Here is an 18,466-nt window from a genome sequence, read left to right as displayed (position 1 = left end):
ACCGTTCGCTCCAGCTCCGGAAGCGGCCGAACCGGCGCCCGTGGCTCCACTCACGCTCTACTCCTCGTGCTCCCCGGCCGAAGGCGGCGTGCCTTCGACATTGCCCTCGACTGTGCTCTCGGCAGCCTCTGCCGTCGCGGCCTCGGCGTCCTCGGACCCCTCGACCTCTTCGGCCTCGCGGCCGGCTTCGGCGTTACGAGCGATACCGACGACGGCATCGCGCTTGCCCAGATTGATCAGTTGGACGCCCATGGTGTCACGGCCCGTCTCCCTGACTTCATTGACTCGCGTACGAATCACACCACCGCCGAGCGTGATGGCGAGGATCTCATCAGTCTCCTCGACCACCAGCGCACCGACCAACGAGCCCCTGTCCTCCACGATCTTGGCGGCCTTGATGCCCAGGCCACCACGACCCTGAACGCGGTACTCGTCGACGGGAGTCCGCTTCGCGTACCCACCATCGGTGGCAGTGAACACGAACGTACCCGGCCGGACAACATTCATCGAGAGCAGTTCGTCGCCTTCGCGGAAACTCATGCCCTTGACGCCCGAAGTGGCACGGCCCATCGGGCGCAGCGCATCGTCCGTCGCAGTGAACCTGATCGACTGGGCCTTCTTGCTGATGAGCAGCAGATCGTCCTCGGCCGACACCAGCTCCGCACCGATCAGCTCGTCGGCAGTGCCTTCGGCGCCATCTGCCGTCTCCCGGAGGTTGATGGCGATGACACCGCCGGAACGCGGCGAGTCATAGTCCTTCAGCGCGGTCTTCTTCACGAGACCGCCCTTCGTGGCCAGGATCAGATAGGGCGCGGCTTCGTAGTCACGGATCGCCAGGATCTGAGCGATCTGCTCGTCCGGCTGGAAAGCCAGCAGGTTGGCGACATGCTGACCACGGGCATCGCGGCCGGCGTCCGGGAGCTCGTACGCCTTCGCCCGGTACACCCGGCCCTTGTTGGTGAAGAACAGCAGCCAGTGGTGCGTCGTCGACACGAAGAAGTGGTCGACGATGTCGTCTTCCTTGAGCTTCGTACCGCGCACGCCCTTGCCGCCGCGCTTCTGCGAGCGGTAGTCGTCCGTCTTCGTACGCTTCACATAGCCGCCGCGCGAGATCGTGACGACGATGTCCTCCTCGGCGATCAGGTCCTCGATGGACATGTCACCGTCGAAGGGCACCAGCTTGGAACGCCGGTCGTCGCCGAACTTCTCGACGATCGCCGCCAGCTCCTCGCTGACGATCTGACGCTGCCGCTCCGGCGACACCAGGATCGCGTTGTACTCGTTGATCTTCGCCTGGAGCTCGTCGTGCTCGGCCGTGATCTTCTGGTGCTCCAGCGCGGCCAGCCGGCGCAGCTGCATCTCCAGGATCGCGTTCGCCTGGATCTCGTCGATCTCCAGCAGGCCCATCAGGCCCTCGCGCGCCACCTCGACCGTCTGGCTGCGCCGGATGAGGGCGATGACCTCGTCGATCGCGTCCAGCGCCTTGAGCAGACCACGCAGAATGTGCGCCCGCTCCTCCGCCTTGCGCAGACGGAACTTCGTACGCCGGACAATGACCTCGATCTGGTGCGTCACCCAGTGGCGGATGAACGCATCGATCGACAGGGTGCGCGGCACACCGTCGACCAGCGCCAGCATGTTGGCGCCGAAATTGGTCTGCAGATCGGTGTGCTTGTACAGGTTGTTCAGAACGACCTTGGCGACCGCGTCCCGCTTCAGCACGACGACCAGACGCTGACCTGTACGCGACGAGGTCTCGTCACGGACGTCCGCGATCCCGCCGACCTTGCCGTCCTTCACCAGGTCGGCGATCTTCTGCGCCAGGTTGTCGGGGTTGGTCTGGTACGGAAGCTCCGTGACGACCAGGCACTGCCGGTTCTGGATCTCCTCGACCGCGACGACCGCACGCATCGTGATCGAGCCACGGCCGGTGCGGTACGCCTCCTCGATGCCCTTGCGGCCCACGACGAGCGCACCCGTCGGGAAGTCCGGGCCCTTGATCCGCTCGATCAGCGCGTCCAGAAGCTCCTCCTGAGAGGCCTCCGGGTGCTCCAGGTACCACTGGGCGCCGGCCGCGACCTCACGCAGGTTGTGCGGCGGGATGTTGGTCGCCATACCGACCGCGATGCCTGCGGAACCGTTGACCAGCAGGTTCGGGAAGCGCGCCGGCAGAACCGTCGGCTCCTGGTTGCGGCCGTCGTAGTTGTCCTGGAAGTCGACGGTCTCCTCGTCGATGTCCCGGACCATCTCCATGGACAGCGGCATCATCTTGCACTCGGTGTACCGCATGGCGGCGGCCGGGTCGTTGCCCGGAGAACCGAAGTTGCCGTTGGAGTCCACCAGCGGCATGCGCATCGACCAGTGCTGCGCCAGCCGCACCAGCGCGTCATAGATCGAGGAGTCGCCGTGCGGGTGGTACGTACCCATGACGTCACCGACGACACGGGCACACTTGTAGAAGCCCTTCTCGGGCCGGTAACCGCCGTCGTACATCGCGTACAGCACCCGGCGGTGAACGGGCTTGAGACCGTCCCGTACATCAGGCAGCGCACGCGAGACGATCACGGACATCGCGTAGTCGAGGTAGGAGCGCTGCATCTCCGTCTCGAGCCCCACGGGCTCGACACGCATGCCCACGCCGGCGGCGGTGGGCTCCTCTTCAGGTGTCACAGGGGTGTTCTCGTCGGCCATTGCTGGTCAAAGTCCTTTCGAGCGGCGGCTTGCTGGTACGGCCGACTCAGATGTCGAGGAAGCGGACGTCCTTGGCGTTGCGCTGGATGAACGAGCGCCGCGCCTCGACGTCCTCGCCCATCAGCACCGAGAAGAGGTCGTCGGCCTGCGCCGCGTCGTCCAGCGTGACCTGGCCGAGGACCCGGTGGTCGACGTCCATCGTGGTGACGCGCAGCTCCTCGGCGTTCATCTCGCCGAGACCCTTGAAGCGCTGGATCGAGTCTTCCCTGATCCGCTTGCCGTTCTGCTTGCCCAGCTCGACCAGGGCGTCGCGCTCCCGGTCCGAGTACGCGTACTCGAAGTCGTCCCGGCCCCACTTGATCTTGTAGAGCGGCGGGCGGGAGAGATACACGTGCCCGGCCTCGACCAGCGGACGCATGAAGCGGAAGAGGAACGTCAGCAGCAGGGTGTTGATGTGCTGACCGTCGACATCGGCGTCCGCCATCAAGATGATCTTGTGATAGCGGAGCTTCTCGATGTCGAAGTCCTCGTGGACCCCGGTACCGAAGGCCGAGATCAGCGCCTGGACCTCGGTGTTCTGAAGGATCTTGTCGATCCGGGCCTTCTCGACGTTCAGGATCTTGCCCCGGATCGGCAGGATCGCCTGGTACATCGGGTTACGGCCGGACTTCGCCGAACCACCGGCGGAGTCACCCTCGACGATGAAGATCTCGCACTTCGTCGGGTCGTTGGACTGACAGTCGCTCAGCTTGCCCGGCAGCGAGGCGCTCTCCAGAAGCCCCTTGCGGCGGGTCAGATCACGCGCCTTGCGGGCCGCGACACGGGCCGTGGCCGCAGCGATGCCCTTGCGGATGATGTCCGCCGCCTCGTTCGGATTGCGGTCGAACCAGTCCGTCAGCTGCTCGTGGACCACCTTCTGGACGAAGGTCTTCGCCTCCGTGTTGCCCAGCTTGGTCTTCGTCTGCCCCTCGAACTGCGGCTCGCCCAGCTTCACCGAGATGATCGCCGTCAAACCCTCACGGACGTCGTCACCGGTGAGGTTGTCGTCCTTCTCGCGCAGCAGCTTCTTGTCCCGCGCGTACTTGTTGACCAGCGTCGTCAGAGCCGCACGGAAACCCTCCTCGTGCGTACCGCCCTCATGCGTGTGGATCGTATTGGCGAAGGAGTACACACCCTCGCTGTACTGCGTGTTCCACTGCATCGCGATCTCGGCCGAGAGGAGACGCTCCTTGTCCTCGGCGTCGATGTCGATCACCGACTGGTGAATGACATCGCCCTTGCGGGAGTTGAGGTACTTCACGAAGTCGACGATGCCGCCCTCGTAGTGGTACGTGACCGTACGGGCCTGCTCCTCCTCGGCGACCTCGGCCACCTCGGCGACATCCGCGCCCGCCGTCGCCTTCGCCGACTCACGCTCGTCGGTGAGCTTGAGCGTCAGACCCTTGTTGAGGAACGCCATCTCCTGGAAGCGGCGCGACAAGGTCTCGAAGGAGTACTCGGTCGTCTCGAAGATGTCCCCGTCGGCCCAGAAGGTGACGGTCGTGCCGGTCTCGTCGGTGGCCTCGTTACGGGCCAGCGGAGCCGTCGGCACACCGAGCTTGTAGTCCTGGGTCCAGCGGTAACCGTCCCGCCTGACCTCGACCGCGACCCTCGCCGACAGCGCGTTCACAACGGAGACGCCGACGCCGTGCAGACCGCCGGAGACGGCGTAACCGCCGCCGCCGAACTTACCGCCGGCGTGCAGCACGGTCAGCACGACCTCGACCGCCGGCTTCTTCTCCGACGGCACGATGTCGACCGGGATACCACGGCCGTTGTCGATCACACGCACCCCGCCGTCGGCGAGGATCGTGACGTCGATCGTGTCCGCGTGCCCGGCCAGGGCTTCATCGACCGAGTTGTCGACGACCTCGTACACAAGGTGGTGGAGTCCACGCTCACCGGTCGAGCCGATGTACATGCCAGGTCGCTTGCGGACCGCGTCCAGGCCCTCGAGGACGGTGATCGCGCTCGCGTCGTACGAGGCAGTGACCGAGGCAGTTGCCCCGCCGCTCTCACCGGGTGTGGACGGAATGTTCTCGTTGGGGTTGCCGGAATCGGCCACGAAGCGCCCTTTCTGGCACAGCACAGGCCGTTCTCCGGACAGTCGGGAGCGGCTGCGTCGTTCGGCTTGTAATCGACGACTCCCGCAAAGATGCGGGATTACCCACCAGTCTACCGGTAGCACCGACATGAATGGGGGTTTGCCGGTACCTGAGTACGCATGTGCCGCCCTGAATGAGCGCCTGACGACTCCCCATATTCAGGAAGGCCTCTCAAGAGGCTCACGCGGGCATTGAGCGCTTCGGCCTGTCAACCTCTCACTACCGTGAGGGACGCCCCACTCCCACCGCGCGGTTTCAATTACCGCATACCGGCATAACACGGACGCGACAGGCAGCACGACCGAGAAGACAGCACAAGGCCATGAAGACAGCACAAGGCCATGACTCAAATCGGAACAGAGCCCCACGGAGCTCAGAAATAGAGAAAAGCCCAGCTCAGAGGCCTCATCCGTACGTATCGCCGGGACCGGTGCTCCCCGGCGCCCGCAGCGGACCGAACCTGCGCTGCGGACCCCCCGGCCCCAACACCTTGATCAACCTCACCGTGCCATGCCCCAGGTCCGCATTCAGCCGGGCCACCAGCTGAGGCGCCAGCAACCGCAGCTGCGTCGCCCACGCCGTCGAATCGCACTGCACCGTCAGCACCCGCTCGTCCGGATCCTCGTCGTACCGCAACGGCACACAGTGATTGGCCAGATCCTCACCGACGATCTGCGGCCAGCGCCCCATCACCCCACCCACCGCCGCAGGCGTCTCCCAGCCACGCTCAGTGATCAGACGATTGATCGCAGCACCCAACGGCAACGGGTCACGCCCATCCGCCCGCGCCCCCGAACGCAGCCCACCACCCCGCCTGGCCTGCTTCTTCTGCTGCGCCGCAGCACCACGCGCCCGCGCCTGCTCCTTCGCAGCACGCAGCGCCACCCGCGCCAGGTCGACACCCGAGGGCTCCGGCTGCTTCCCTTCCACCGATCGCTCCTGCGCCTGCTCCCCAGAAGCCCCGGACGCCTCACCACGACCGCTCACAGCCGCTCCACCCCACCCGCGGACACCGCATACCGCGTCCCCGCCAGCACACCCGGAACGTCGTCGTCCACCGCAGCCGTCACCAGCACCTGCTCACCCGGAGCCACCAACTCCGCCAACCGCTCACGACGACGCGCATCCAGCTCGGCGAAGACATCGTCCAGCACCAGCACCGGCTCATTGCCCTCGCTGCGCAGCAGATCGTACGAAGCCAGCCGCAGCGCCAACGCATACGACCAGGACTCACCGTGGCTCGCGTACCCCTTGGCCGGCATCCCCCGCAAACCCAGCAACAGATCATCACGGTGCGGACCGACCAACGTCACTCCCCGCTCGATCTCCTGCTTACGGACCTCCGCGAGGGCGGCGATCAGCTGCTCGTACAGCTCGTCACGGGTACGGGCCGGCTCCACGCCCGCACCGACCGAACTGCGGTACTCCAATGTCACGGGGCCACCGCCGGGCGCGACATCCGCGTATGCCTTGTCGGCCAGCGGCCGCAGGGTCGCGATCAGATCCAGCCGCTGAGCCAGCAGCTCCGCGCCCACCCGGCCCAGATGCTGGTCCCATACATCGAGCGTGGACAGATCCATCGATCTGCCGCCGTGCCTGCGCGCCATCGCCGCGGACTTCAGCAAGGTGTTGCGCTGCTTCAGCACCCGCTCGTAGTCCGAACGCACCCCCGCCATCCGCGGCGAACGCGCCGTGATCAGCTCGTCGAGAAAACGCCGACGCTCCCCGGGGTCCCCCTTGACCAGCGCCAGATCCTCCGGCGCGAACAGCACCGTACGTACGATCCCCAGCACATCACGTGGCCTGACCTGCGACGATCTATTGATCCGGGCCCGATTGGCCTTGCCCGGATTGAGCTCCAGCTCGACCAGCTGCGCGCGCTCGCCCTGCGTCACGGCGGCCCGGATGACAGCCCGGTCCGCGCCTATCCGCACCAGCGGCGCATCGGAGGAGACCCGATGGCTGCCGAGCGTCGCAAGGTAGCCGACGGCCTCCACCAGATTCGTCTTGCCCTGGCCGTTGGCCCCCACGAAAGCGGTGACGCCCGGATCGAGAGGTACCTCGACCCGGGCGTACGAGCGGAAGTCGGCCAGCGAGAGATGCGTGACATGCATGGGTGTACGCCGACCTTCCCGGCTTCCTGCTCCGTGCTCCGTAGTTACGGGTCGGACGCTTCGGCCCGGCCCGCTCCTCGTTGCGGTTACTTCTTGTTCTCGACCGCGTGGCCACCGAACTGGTTGCGCAGCGCGGCGATCATCTTCATCTGCGGGGAGTCGTCCTGCCGCGAGGCGAAACGCGCGAAGAGCGACGCCGTGATTGCGGGCAGCGGCACCGCGTTGTCGATCGCGGCCTCCACCGTCCAGCGGCCCTCACCGGAGTCGGCGGCGAAACCACGGAGCTTGTCGAGGTGCTCGTCGTCGTCCAGTGCGTTGACCGCCAGGTCGAGCAGCCAGGAACGGATGACCGTGCCTTCCTGCCAGGAGCGGAAGACCTCGCGCACATCGGTGACGGAGTCGACCTTCTCCAGCAGCTCCCAGCCCTCGGCGTAGGCCTGCATCATGGCGTACTCGATGCCGTTGTGGACCATCTTCGCGAAGTGGCCGGCGCCGACCTTGCCCGCGTGGACGGAACCGAAGTCGCCCTCGGGCTTCAGCGCGTCGAAGACCGGCTGGACCTTCGCCACGTTCTCGGCGTCGCCGCCGTACATCAGCGCGTAGCCGTTCTCCAGGCCCCAGACGCCGCCGGAGACGCCGCAGTCCACGAATCCGATGCCCTTGATGCCGAGCTCGACCGCGTGCTTCTCGTCGTCCGTCCAGCGGGAGTTTCCGCCGTCCACAACGATGTCACCGGGCGAGAGGAGCCCGGCCAGCTCGTCGATGGTGGCCTGGGTCGGCGCGCCGGCCGGAACCATCACCCAGATGACCCGGGGGCCCTTCAGCTTGCCCACAAGCTCTTCGAGGCTGTGGACATCGGAGACGTCCGGGTTGCGGTCGTAACCGATGACGGTGTGGCCTGCGCGGCGGATGCGCTCGCGCATGTTGCCGCCCATCTTGCCGAGGCCGACGAGACCGAGCTCCATCAGAGATTCCTTAAGCGTTGTGCCGATTCGTACCCAAGGCCGAGCCTACGCCCGGCAGAGGACAGACCGACGGGCATGCTCGGCGCTGAGCGTGCCCGTCGGGAGCTGCCGTTGCAGGACCAATGGCCGGATCAACCGGAAAGGCGGACCGGCATGATCAGGTACTTGTACGCGTCATCCGCCTCGGCATCCACGGCCGGACGGCCGCTGAGCAGCGCAGGCTTGGTGGACGTCGTGAACGAGAGCTGGGCGACCGGGGAGTCGATCGCGCTCAGCCCGTCCAGCAGGAAGGTCGGGTTGAAGGCGATCGAGATGTCGTCACCCTCCAGCACCGCGTCGACCCGCTCCACGGCCTGTGCATCGTCACTGGAACCCGCCTCCAGGATCAGCACACCCTGCTCGAAGCTGAGCCGCACCGGAGTGTTCCGCTCGGCGACGAGAGCCACACGCTTGACGGCCTCGACGAACGGAGCGGTCTCGATGACCGCGACCGAGTTGAACTCGGTGGGGAACAGCGTCCGGTACTTCGGCAGATCGCCTTCGAGCAGTCGCGTGGTCGTACGGCGGCCCGCGCCCTCGAAACCGATCAGGCCCTCACCCGCACCCGAGCCGGACAGCGCCAGAGTCACCGTGTCACCGCTGGTCAGAGCCTTGGCGGTGTCCAGCAGCGTCTTGGCGGGCACCAGGGCGACAGCCGAGGCATCCGGGTTTTCCGGCTTCCAGAGGAACTCGCGGACCGCAAAGCGGTAACGGTCGGTGGAGGCCAGGGTGACGGTCTCGCCCTCGATCTCGATCCGCACACCGGTCAGGACCGGCAGCGTGTCGTCACGGCCCGCGGCGATGGCGACCTGGGCGGCGGCCGAGGCGAAGACCTCACCCGGGACCGTACCGGTCGCGGTCGGCATCTCCGGCAGTGCCGGGTACTCCTCCACAGGAAGGGTGTGGAGTGTGAATCGCGAGGAGCCGCAGACCACGGTGGCTCGTACACCGTCTGTGGAAATCTCCACCGGGCGGTTGGGAAGGGCGCGGCAGATGTCGGCGAGCAGTCGGCCGGAGACCAGCACCGTGCCGTCCTCCTCGACCTCGGCGTCCACCGAGACCCGGGCCGAGACCTCGTAGTCGAAGCTGGAGAAGCTGAGGACGCCGTCCTCAGCCTTCAGCAGAAGGCCCGCAAGAACGGGCGCCGGCGGACGGGCCGGGAGGCTACGGGCCACCCAGGCCACAGCCTCCGCGAGTACATCGCGCTCCACCCGGATCTTCACCGGAACCGCCTCCTGCTGTTGCTCGCTCGCCCTGCTGGCCTTCGTCGTCTGATCGGGTCTCCCACCGGTGACAGCGGGAGGACGCCGGGGACCAGTCTGACGTACGGCACCGACACTCGGTGCTGCTCGGGGTCAAGTCGCGACAAGAGGTTCGGAGAGCTCCGGCGCGGAGTTGTGCACAGGCCCCACTTCGAAGCGGATTCCGGGCTAACTCTAGGTGGCAGTAGTAGTAGGGCCTGTGGAAACCGTGGATAACGTCGTTTCCGCAGGTCAAGCCGGGTTTTTTGTCCACCGACCCTGTGGGTGGCACCGGTGGACAACCCGGTGTTTCTGTGGACACACGAAAGTTCTGCACACCCGATGCACAGGACAGGGGGGTTTCTCCCCAGGGCTGTCCCCAGCTTTACCCACGTTCCCCACAGCCCAACCGACCCTCTTGGTGTGACGCCTTTCACTCGGCGCGGTGAAAGGCGGTGTTGCGTTGCCGAACAGTGGACAGGGGTGTGGAGAAGCCCGAGGAAGCTGGGGACAACGCGGCCCGTGCTGTGGGCAGCCGGTGGACAACATCATCGGCTCCCTGTGGACGAATATTTTGTCCACAGGCTGTGGATCATTGTTGACCACAAATCCCCAGCCCCTTGACCTGGCCTGATGGAGTATCGGCAGTGGCCCCTGTGGAAGCAATATGGACAACTTCCGGATCCCCAGCCTGTGGAGGGGAAAATCTCCCCAGATCTGTGGAGAACGGACGGCCGGCGCCGGGTATTCGAACACCGCGACTGCATCGGAGCCTCAGAGGCCGGGCCCGGAGGGGGCCGTCGAGGCTCTGGAAGGGCTCGGGGAAGGCTTCAGGAGGGGCTGGACGGTTTCGAGAGAGCCCGGGAGCGGCAGCTGGAAACCCTCTGGGACGCCCTCTGGAAGGACTTCGGGCAAGCCTTGGGCAACGCAGAAGGGCGCCTGGGGAACCCTGCGAGGGTTCCCCAGGCGCCCTTTCGGCGCGTACAGAGAGCGTGTGCCGGTGGTCCGTCAGCCGTTCTTGATGCGGTTGGTGAGCTCGGTGACCTGGTTGTAGATGGAGCGTCGCTCCGCCATCAGCGCGCGGATCTTCCGGTCCGCGTGCATCACCGTCGTATGGTCGCGGCCACCGAACTGCGCTCCGATCTTGGGCAGCGAGAGGTCGGTCAGCTCCCGGCAGAGGTACATGGCGATCTGCCGGGCCGTCACCAGCACACGGCTGCGCGAGGTTCCACAGAGATCGTCGACCGTCAGACCGAAGTAGTCCGCGGTCGCCGCCATGATGGCCGTTGCCGTGATCTCCGGAGCCGAGTCCTCGCCACCCGGGATCAGATCCTTCAGCACATGCTCGGTCAGCCCGAGGTCCACCGGCTGGCGGTTGAGACTGGCGAAGGCCGTGACCCGGATCAGCGCCCCCTCCAGCTCCCTGATGTTCCGGGAGATGCGGGAGGCGATGAACTCCAGTACCTCCGGCGGGGCGTTGAGCTGCTCCTGCACCGCCTTCTTGCGGAGGATCGCGATCCGCGTCTCCAGCTCCGGCGGCTGCACATCGGTGGTCAGACCCCACTCGAAACGGTTCCGCAACCGGTCTTCCAGGGTCACCAGCTGCTTGGGCGGCCGGTCCGAGGAAAGCACGATCTGCTTGTTGGCGTTGTGGAGCGTATTGAAGGTGTGGAAGAACTCCTCCTGCGTCGACTCCTTGCTCGCCAGGAACTGGATGTCGTCGACCAGCAGGATGTCCACATCGCGGTAGCGCTTGCGGAAGGTGTCGCCCTTGCCGTCGCGGATCGAGTTGATGAACTCGTTGGTGAACTCCTCGGAGCTCACGTACCGCACCCTGGTGCCCGGGTAGAGACTGCGGGCGTAGTGCCCGATGGCGTGCAGCAGGTGGGTCTTGCCGAGTCCGGACTCCCCATAGATGAAGAGCGGGTTGTAGGCCTTGGCGGGTGCTTCGGCGACGGCGACCGCTGCGGCGTGCGCAAATCGGTTGGACGCACCGATGACGAAGGTGTCGAAGAGGTACTTCGGATTCAGCCGGGCCGCCGGCTCGCCGGGGCCGGGCGTGGGAGCGGGCTGCGCGCCCGTCGGCCCGGTGGCGCCGCCGGGCCGTCCGGTGCCGGCGCCGCCCTGGCGGTGCTGGGGGGCCTGCATGTCGTGGCGCTCGGAGCGCTGTTGCTCGTAACTCTGACGCTCGGGCGGCTGCGACCGGTAGTCGTGCTGCGGCTGCGGGGGGCGGCCGCCGGCGTACGGCTCGCGCCACTGTTCCGCCGAGGTGTCGCGGTCCTGGAATCCGCCGAGCCGGGGCTGCTGCCAGGAGAGGTCCTCCTGGGTGCGCGGCCACGCACCGGGGTCGGGGCGCTGCTGCTGGTAGTCGGGGTAGGCGGGCCTGGCGGTCGGCATGCCGTCGTCGGAGGGCCGGTGTCCGTACCCGTCGTATGCGTCGTTGTGCTGACGCTCGTCGTGCTGCGGTCCCTGGTAGCGGTGCTGCTGAGGCTGCTGGGACTGGTGCATCGGAGGCGCGGGCGGGCTCGGAGGTTCACCCGCGGAGTCGTCGACGGTGATCGCGATGCGGATCGGGCGGCCGCACTCGCGGCTCAGCGTCTCGCTGATGAGCGGCGCGAGCCGGCCTTCCAGGACTCGCTTGCCCCATTCATTGGGAACGGCGAGCAGCGCCGTGTCGGCGACCAGTGCGAGCGGCTGGCAGCGCTCGATCCACTGCTTGTCCTTCGGCTCGATGCCCTGCTGGCCCTCCCCGAGGAGTTGCTCCAGCACTCGTGGCCACACTGCGGCAAGATCGGCAGGTACATCAGCCACAAGGCACGCTCTCTCGCTGGTCCCACGAATGTGTGGTTCTCGGGACGGGATGGGTCGGGATGGGTGAGGACCGGCAGGCAGGAAGAAAAAGAACCGGGGTTCAGCCACGGTAGTCAGGCCGACCGCGTGGTTCAAGTCGTTGTCCACAGGCTGTGCACAGTGGGGGGTGTTGTGGAGCCGGTTTGACCGGATGGCGTAGCCGCGCGTACCGTGACCAGGTCGAGTTGTCGATGGCTGCTGCCGCCTGCCTCCGATGGGCAAAGATCACGATCTGTGATTGTGAAGCGGTGCACTAGGGCGTTTACGCGAGTCTCTCGTGGGCGCACGGTGACAGCCAGGCGATGTCCCGCCAACACACGAGTCATTTCTGGAGCCCCCGAGTGAGCAAGCGCACCTTCCAGCCGAACAACCGTCGTCGCGCGAAGACCCACGGCTTCCGGCTGCGTATGCGCACCCGTGCCGGCCGCGCGATCCTCGCGTCCCGCCGTGGCAAGGGTCGCACCAACCTGTCCGCCTGATCGCTTACAGGTCATGACGTGCTGCCTACCGAGAATCGGCTGAGGCGGCGCGAGGACTTCGCGACCGCAGTACGTCGAGGACGCCGGGCCGGCCGCCCGCTACTCGTCGTTCATCTACGCAGCGGTGCAACGGACCCGCACGTGACTGGGGAGAACGCTCCCCCGCCGCGTGCGGGTTTCGTTGTCAGCAAAGCTGTGGGTGGAGCGGTTGTACGCACAGCGGTGAAGCGCAGGCTTCGCCATCTGGTCCGCGAGCGACTGGCCCTGCTGCCCCCCGGTAGCCTGGTTGTCGTACGAGCGCTGCCCGGAGCGGGCGACGCCGACCATGAACAGCTGGCCCGAGACCTGGACGCCGCTCTGCAGCGGCTGCTGGGAGGGGGCGCGCGATGAAGTACCCGCTGCTGGCTCTTATCAAGCTGTATCAGTGGACGATCAGCCCACTTCTCGGGCCTGTCTGCCGTTACTACCCGTCGTGTTCCCACTATGGATATACGGCGATCGACCGGCACGGAGCGATCAAGGGAACTGCGCTGACGGCCTGGCGCATCCTGCGATGCAATCCGTGGTCACCCGGCGGCGTGGATCACGTCCCGCCACGCAAACGCCCGCGTTGGCACGAACTGCTGCGTAATGCCATGCGCGGCAGCAAGGGCGGGGACTCCGCCGCTGATGTGCCTCCCGGGGGGTCGGTTTCCGAACCCCCGAGCCCGGCCGCAGAGACTTCGCCCAAAGCTCAAGGAGCCTGATTAGTGGACACGATTGCCAGTCTGTTCAGCTTTATCACCTGGCCTGTTTCCTGGGTCATCGTCCAGTTCCACAAGTTGTACGGAGCGATCTTCGGCGATGACACGGGCTGGGCCTGGGGCCTGTCCATCGTGTCCCTGGTGGTGCTGATCCGGATCTGCCTGATCCCGCTTTTCGTTAAGCAGATCAAGTCGACCCGGAACATGCAGGTGCTCCAGCCGAAGATGAAGGCGATCCAGGAGCGCTACAAGAGCGACAAGCAGCGTCAGTCCGAAGAGATGATGAAGCTGTACAAGGAGACGGGCACCAACCCGCTCTCCTCGTGCCTTCCCATCCTGGCGCAGTCGCCGTTCTTCTTCGCCCTGTATCACGTGCTCTCGGCCATCGCCTCGGGCAAGACGATCGGTGTCATCGACCAGCCGCTGCTCGACAGCGCCCGTAAGGCACACATCTTCGGTGCTCCGCTCGCTGCCAAGTTCATGGACAGCGCGTCGGACGTCAGCGCTCTCGGTGCTTCTCTGCTCGACGTCCGGGTCGTCACCGCGGTCATGATCGTGATGATGTCGGCGTCGCAGTTCTTCACCCAGCGCCAGCTGATGACGAAGAACGTCGACCTGACGGTCAAGACGCCGTACATGCAGCAGCAGAAGATGCTGATGTACATCTTCCCGCTGATCTTCGCTGTCATGGGCATCAACTTCCCCGTCGGTGTCCTCGTCTACTGGCTGACCACCAACGTCTGGACCATGGGTCAGCAGATGTACGTGATCAACCAGAACCCGACCCCGGGCAGCAAGGCGCAGGACCACTACCTGGGACGTCTGCTGAAGAGCGTCACCGCTCACGGTGAGGTTCGCGGCAGGACCAAGCGCAATACGGTCAAGCGGATCGTGTCCAAGGGCTCGGATCGCAATGACATCGAGCGGAAGTTCATCACGGGACTGGCCAAGCTGGGCTTCGCCGCCCAGGAGGACGGCACGGTGATCAAGAGCGATACGGCCCTTGCCGAGTCCGAGAGCGGAGCCGCGCAGCGGCGTCAGCAGCCCAAGCGCCAGACCAAGGCCCAGCGTCAGACCGGTGCCGCCCAGCAGACGGGGGCCAAGGACAGCGACTCCACCGAGTCGGGATCCAAGACCTCCCTGGAGAAGCCGGACGCATCGCAGGACGACAAGCCCAAGCCGGCGGGCAAGCCCGCGTCCGGCTCCTCACGCCAAGCCAAGTCCGGACAGCGCAAGGGCCCGCAGCGGCCCAAGCACCCGTCCAAGAAGTAAGAAGGAGTCCATCCGTGACGGAAGGCACCACCTCCACGGCCGCTGAGGGCAGCGACACCTTGACCCGCCTTGAGCAGGAGGGCGAGATCGCAGCGGACTACCTCGAGGGCCTGCTCGACATCGCCGATCTCGACGGCGACATCGACATGGACGTCGAGGCGGACCGGGCCGCGGTCTCGATCATCAGCGACTCGGCACGTGATCTGCAGAAGCTCGTGGGCCGCGACGGTGAGGTGCTGGAGGCGCTCCAGGAGCTGACGCGGCTTGCTGTGCACCGGGAGACCGGTGACCGGAGTCGGCTGATGCTGGACATCGCGGGCTTCCGGGCCAAGAAGCGGGCTGAGCTCGCCGAGCTGGGTGCCAAGGCCGCGGACGAGGTCAAGAGCACCGGTGAGCCGGTGAAGCTGGACCCGATGACGCCGTTCGAGCGCAAGGTTGTGCACGATGCGGTCGCGGCCGCTGGTCTGCGCAGCGAGTCCGAGGGCGAGGAGCCGCAGCGCTTCGTCGTCGTTCTCCCGGCCTGACCGGAACCTTGTTCTGCCGGCCCCGTCTGTTCGCAGGCGGGGCCGATCTTTGTCAGCCTGATAGTCAGCCACCCACAGTGCGGTAGTGCGGTATGGAAGGACGGTTCCCGTGACGGCGGAAGTAGAGCTTCCCCAGGCGCCCGAAGGGGCGCGGGCAGTTTTCGGTGAGTTCTTCCCAGAGGCTGTCCGATACGCGGAACTGCTGGCGGATGCCGGGGTGAAGCGGGGGCTGATCGGTCCGCGTGAGGTGCCGCGGCTGTGGGAGCGGCATCTGCTGAACTGCGCGGTGCTCTCCGAGGTCGTGCCTGAGGGCGTCACGGTCTGCGATGTGGGCTCCGGTGCGGGGCTTCCGGGTATCCCGCTGGCGCTGGTGCGTCCGGATCTTAAGATCACCTTGCTGGAGCCCTTGCTCCGGCGGACGAATTTCCTCCAGGAAGTCGTCGAGCTGCTGGGCCTGAACCATGTGACGGTTGTACGTGGTCGGGCCGAGGAGGTTCTGGGGACGCTTCAGCCAGTTCACGTTGTGACAGCTCGGGCTGTGGCGCCGCTCGATCGACTGGCCGGCTGGGGAGTTCCGCTACTGCGTCCATACGGAGAGATGCTGGCGCTCAAGGGGGATACCGCTGAAGAGGAGATCGTCGGCGCCCGTGCGGCCTTGAGTAAGCTCGGTGTGGTGGAGACCGAGGTGTTGCACGTCGGAGAGGGCGTTGTCGATCCGATGTCCACGGTGGTGCGTGTGGTGGTCGGGGAGAGCCCGGGCGGTGTGAGGTTCGCCGCAAAGAGGGCCAAGGCAGCGAGGACGAGCCGCACGAGGCGTCGTCGCTGACGCGTCTGGTCACGCTGCGAAATTGACCGTTGCATACAGTTTGGTTGCCTGTCGGCGATGCTCCCGACAAGCGGCCATACATACCCCACGCGGAGTGTCGTGCCCCTGTAGCTAGGCTGCAGGGGCATCGTGTTTCACGTGAAACGTCGCTCTCTGCTGCATGGGATCATCAGCCGCGGTCGCGCGGCTGCCGCACCGCGGCACCGCAGGCCCGTTAGGGCTACGGAGTTGTCCACAGAAGTGGATTCATCCACAGAAGAGCGGGCCTCGCTGGTTCACGACCCCGAAAGCATGGCAGGCTCTGCTCATTGTGAGCCTGAAGTCGAGGAGAGTGAATCCTTGCGGTCCGACGCCAACATCGCGGGACCGATGACCGATCCGGTCCCCGGTCCCCGAGCCGAATCGTCGGGGGAGGGTGTTTCACGTGAAACACCGCCGCCGATGGATGACACACCCATCGGTCGCGCGGCCCAGCTGGCGGTCGAGGCCCTTGGCCGCGCCGGTGAGGGCCTGCCCCGTCCTGACCGGACGCGCGTCATGGTGGTGGCCAACCAGAAGGGTGGGGTGGGCAAGACGACCACGACGGTCAATCTTGCCGCCTCGCTCGCGCTTCACGGCGCACGTGTTCTGGTGGTCGACCTTGACCCGCAGGGGAACGCCTCCACGGCTCTGGGTATCGATCACCATGCCGAAGTCCCCTCCATCTATGACGTCCTGGTGGAGAGCAGGCCGCTCTCCGAGGTGGTTCAGCCTGTTCCGGACGTTGAAGGCCTCTTCTGCGCCCCCGCCACTATCGATCTCGCCGGTGCGGAGATCGAGCTGGTGTCGCTGGTGGCGCGGGAGAGCCGACTGCAGCGGGCGATCCAGGGATATGAGCAGCCGCTGGACTACATCCTGATCGACTGCCCGCCTTCGCTCGGTCTACTGACGGTCAATGCCATGGTTGCCGGTGCCGAGGTGCTGATCCCTATCCAGTGTGAGTACTACGCACTGGAAGGGCTGGGGCAGCTGCTGCGCAATGTAGACCTGGTACGGGGGCATCTCAACCCCGATCTTCATGTGTCGACGATCCTGCTCACCATGTACGACGGCAGGACCAGGCTCGCTTCGCAGGTCGCGGAGGAGGTACGCAGCCACTTCGGTAAGGAAGTGCTGCGGACGAGCATTCCGCGGTCGGTGCGGATTTCGGAGGCACCGAGCTATGGGCAGACCGTGCTTACCTACGACCCAGGTTCGAGTGGGTCGCTGTCGTACCTCGAAGCGGCGCGTGAGATCGCCCTGCGGGGTGTCGGGGTGCAGTACGAGGCCCAGCAGGCCCACACGGGCAGTGGGAACAGTCAGCAGAGCATTTCGGAGGGGATCCAGTGAGTGAGCGTCGAAGAGGGTTGGGGCGTGGGCTAGGTGCCCTGATCCCCGCCGCTCCGCAGGAGAAGCAGGTGCCGTCCACGGGTGTGGGCTCGGTCTCTTCTGGGGCGGGTCCTGTCATGACGGCAGAGCGGGGGGTGGCCGCTGCGAAGGTGGCCACGCTCGCGCCGGCTCCGGTTGTGCCGGAGCCGAGTGCGCCGGTTTCGGAGACCGAGGCAGCGGCAGAATCTGCGGGAGCCGCAGGAGCGTACTTTGCCGAGGTTCTTCTCGGCTCCATCACCCCGAATCCTCGTCAGCCCCGTGAGGTATTCGACGAGGACGCGCTTGCCGAGTTGGTGACCTCCATCAAGGAGGTGGGCCTTCTCCAGCCCGTCGTGGTGCGGAAGATGGGTCCAGAGCGCTACGAGCTCATCATGGGCGAGCGGCGCTGGAGGGCCTGCCGTGAGGCCGGTCTGGAGCGGATCCCCGCCATTGTCCGGGCCACGGACGACGAGAAGCTTCTCCTGGACGCGCTCCTGGAGAACCTGCACCGGGCTCAGCTGAACCCGTTGGAGGAGGCAGCCGCGTACGACCAGCTGCTCAAGGACTTCAAGTGCACGCATGATCAGCTGGCTGACCGGATCGGGCGTTCCCGCCCCCAGGTGTCCAACACGCTGCGACTGCTGAGGCTGTCGCCTCCGGTCCAACGGAGGGTCGCGGCCGGGGTGCTGTCGGCCGGTCATGCACGGGCGCTGCTGTCCGTGGACGACTCGGAGGAGCAGGACAGGTTGGCGCATCGCATTGTGGCCGAGGGGCTGTCGGTGCGTGCGGTCGAAGAGATTGTGACCCTCATGGGATCCACTCCCACGAGCACTGCCAAGGCCAAGGGGCCGCGGGCCGGTGGCCGGGTGTCGCCTGCGCTGTCCGATCTCGCTTCCCGGCTCTCGGACCGCTTCGAGACCAGGGTGAAGGTCGACCTCGGCCAGAAGAAGGGAAAGATCGTCGTCGAGTTCGCATCGATGGAGGATCTGGACCGCATTCTCGGCAGCCTGGCACCGGGTGAGGGGCGCGTGCTGGATGGGGCCTCCTCTGAGGATCCTGCCGAGGGCGACGAGAGCTGACCTCTGCCCGATGGACTGGGGGCGGGCTGTGTTCCGGGGGATACCGGAATACAGCCCGCCCTTTGCTTTCTCTCGGTGTCGGCTTCATCTCTGGGTGGATACGATGCGTTCTG

15 protein-coding genes are annotated in these 18,466 nt (G+C 66.1%); 8 read left to right on the top strand and 7 right to left on the bottom strand.

The genetic code is table 11. The features are described from left to right. Positions 1-57: 57 nt before the first annotated feature. The 7 genes from gyrA to dnaA form a co-directional block, all read right to left on the bottom strand. Entirely contained in the window at positions 58-2,691 is a 2,634-nt protein-coding gene (gyrA, locus tag OG609_RS20615) for a DNA gyrase subunit A (RefSeq protein WP_327274155.1), read from the bottom strand. Between the two features lie 46 nt (positions 2,692-2,737). Continuing rightward, complete coding sequence (gene gyrB, locus OG609_RS20610) at positions 2,738-4,819, bottom strand: DNA topoisomerase (ATP-hydrolyzing) subunit B (RefSeq protein ID WP_327274154.1); 2,082 nt, start codon at positions 4,817-4,819, stop codon at positions 2,738-2,740. A 421-nt stretch (positions 4,820-5,240) separates the two neighbouring features. Further along, positions 5,241-5,822, bottom strand: a complete 582-nt coding sequence (locus OG609_RS20605) for a DUF721 domain-containing protein (protein ID WP_382899515.1) — start codon at positions 5,820-5,822, stop codon at positions 5,241-5,243. Beyond that, positions 5,819-6,949: a DNA replication/repair protein RecF gene (recF, locus tag OG609_RS20600; protein WP_327274152.1), complete on the bottom strand. Its 1,131-nt coding sequence runs from the start codon at positions 6,947-6,949 to the stop codon at positions 5,819-5,821. Before recF ends, OG609_RS20605 begins: the two co-directional genes overlap by 4 nt. Positions 6,950-7,035: 86 nt before the next feature. Then, positions 7,036-7,914, bottom strand: coding sequence for a phosphogluconate dehydrogenase (NAD(+)-dependent, decarboxylating) (gnd, locus tag OG609_RS20595; protein WP_327274151.1), 879 nt, complete (start codon positions 7,912-7,914; stop codon positions 7,036-7,038). A 131-nt stretch (positions 7,915-8,045) separates the two neighbouring features. Further along, positions 8,046-9,176, bottom strand: coding sequence for a DNA polymerase III subunit beta (gene dnaN, locus OG609_RS20590; protein WP_093895044.1), 1,131 nt, complete (start codon positions 9,174-9,176; stop codon positions 8,046-8,048). Positions 9,177-10,202: 1,026 nt separating this feature from the next. Further along, entirely contained in the window at positions 10,203-12,005 is a 1,803-nt protein-coding gene (gene dnaA / locus OG609_RS20585; protein ID WP_327274150.1) for a chromosomal replication initiator protein DnaA, read from the bottom strand. Between the two features lie 380 nt (positions 12,006-12,385). Between dnaA and rpmH the strand changes: the two genes are divergently transcribed. The 8 genes from rpmH (at position 12,386) to OG609_RS20545 (ending at position 18,353) form a co-directional block, all read left to right on the top strand. Then, positions 12,386-12,523 carry a 50S ribosomal protein L34 gene (gene rpmH / locus OG609_RS20580; protein WP_327274149.1) on the top strand — a complete coding sequence of 46 codons (138 nt, stop codon included), beginning with the start codon at positions 12,386-12,388 and terminating at the stop codon, positions 12,521-12,523. 18 nt (positions 12,524-12,541) lie between these two features. Then, positions 12,542-12,913 carry a ribonuclease P protein component gene (gene rnpA / locus OG609_RS20575; RefSeq protein WP_093895046.1) on the top strand — a complete coding sequence of 124 codons (372 nt, stop codon included), beginning with the start codon at positions 12,542-12,544 and terminating at the stop codon, positions 12,911-12,913. Continuing rightward, the gene (gene yidD / locus OG609_RS20570) at positions 12,910-13,269 is read left to right on the top strand and encodes a membrane protein insertion efficiency factor YidD (RefSeq protein WP_327274148.1); all 360 of its coding nucleotides are present in this window, start codon (positions 12,910-12,912) and stop codon (positions 13,267-13,269) included. Before rnpA ends, yidD begins: the two co-directional genes overlap by 4 nt. A gap of 3 nt (positions 13,270-13,272) precedes the next feature. Further along, positions 13,273-14,538 (top strand): membrane protein insertase YidC, encoded by a 1,266-nt coding sequence (gene yidC / locus OG609_RS20565; protein WP_327274147.1) that lies wholly within the window; start codon positions 13,273-13,275, stop codon positions 14,536-14,538. 14 nt (positions 14,539-14,552) lie between these two features. Further along, complete coding sequence (locus OG609_RS20560; RefSeq protein ID WP_114245516.1) at positions 14,553-15,062, top strand: Jag family protein; 510 nt, start codon at positions 14,553-14,555, stop codon at positions 15,060-15,062. A gap of 109 nt (positions 15,063-15,171) precedes the next feature. Next, on the top strand, positions 15,172-15,888 hold the full coding sequence (gene rsmG, locus OG609_RS20555; RefSeq protein WP_327274146.1) for a 16S rRNA (guanine(527)-N(7))-methyltransferase RsmG: 717 nt from the start codon (positions 15,172-15,174) through the stop codon (positions 15,886-15,888). 291 nt (positions 15,889-16,179) lie between these two features. After that, positions 16,180-17,256: a ParA family protein gene (locus OG609_RS20550; protein WP_327278120.1), complete on the top strand. Its 1,077-nt coding sequence runs from the start codon at positions 16,180-16,182 to the stop codon at positions 17,254-17,256. Next, a complete protein-coding gene (locus OG609_RS20545; RefSeq protein ID WP_327274145.1) occupies positions 17,253-18,353 on the top strand; it encodes a ParB/RepB/Spo0J family partition protein in 1,101 nt (366 codons plus the stop codon). The genes OG609_RS20550 and OG609_RS20545 overlap by 4 nt, the downstream gene beginning before the upstream one ends. The last annotated feature ends 113 nt before the right edge of the window (positions 18,354-18,466 follow it).

This window comes from Streptomyces sp. NBC_01224 (genome assembly GCF_036002945.1).
Lineage (GTDB): Bacteria > Actinomycetota > Actinomycetes > Streptomycetales > Streptomycetaceae > Streptomyces.
This window is presented reverse-complemented; position numbering and strand designations above follow the sequence as displayed.

Coding starts and splice junctions, on each gene's coding strand:
- yidD (WP_327274148.1), top strand. CDS start 12,910: ATGAAGTACCCGCTGCTGGCTCTTATCAAGCTGTATCAGTGGACGATC.
- gnd (WP_327274151.1), bottom strand. CDS start 7,914: ATGGAGCTCGGTCTCGTCGGCCTCGGCAAGATGGGCGGCAACATGCGC.
- OG609_RS20550 (WP_327278120.1), top strand. CDS start 16,180: ATGGCAGGCTCTGCTCATTGTGAGCCTGAAGTCGAGGAGAGTGAATCC.
- gyrA (WP_327274155.1), bottom strand. CDS start 2,691: ATGGCCGACGAGAACACCCCTGTGACACCTGAAGAGGAGCCCACCGCC.
- recF (WP_327274152.1), bottom strand. CDS start 6,949: ATGCATGTCACGCATCTCTCGCTGGCCGACTTCCGCTCGTACGCCCGG.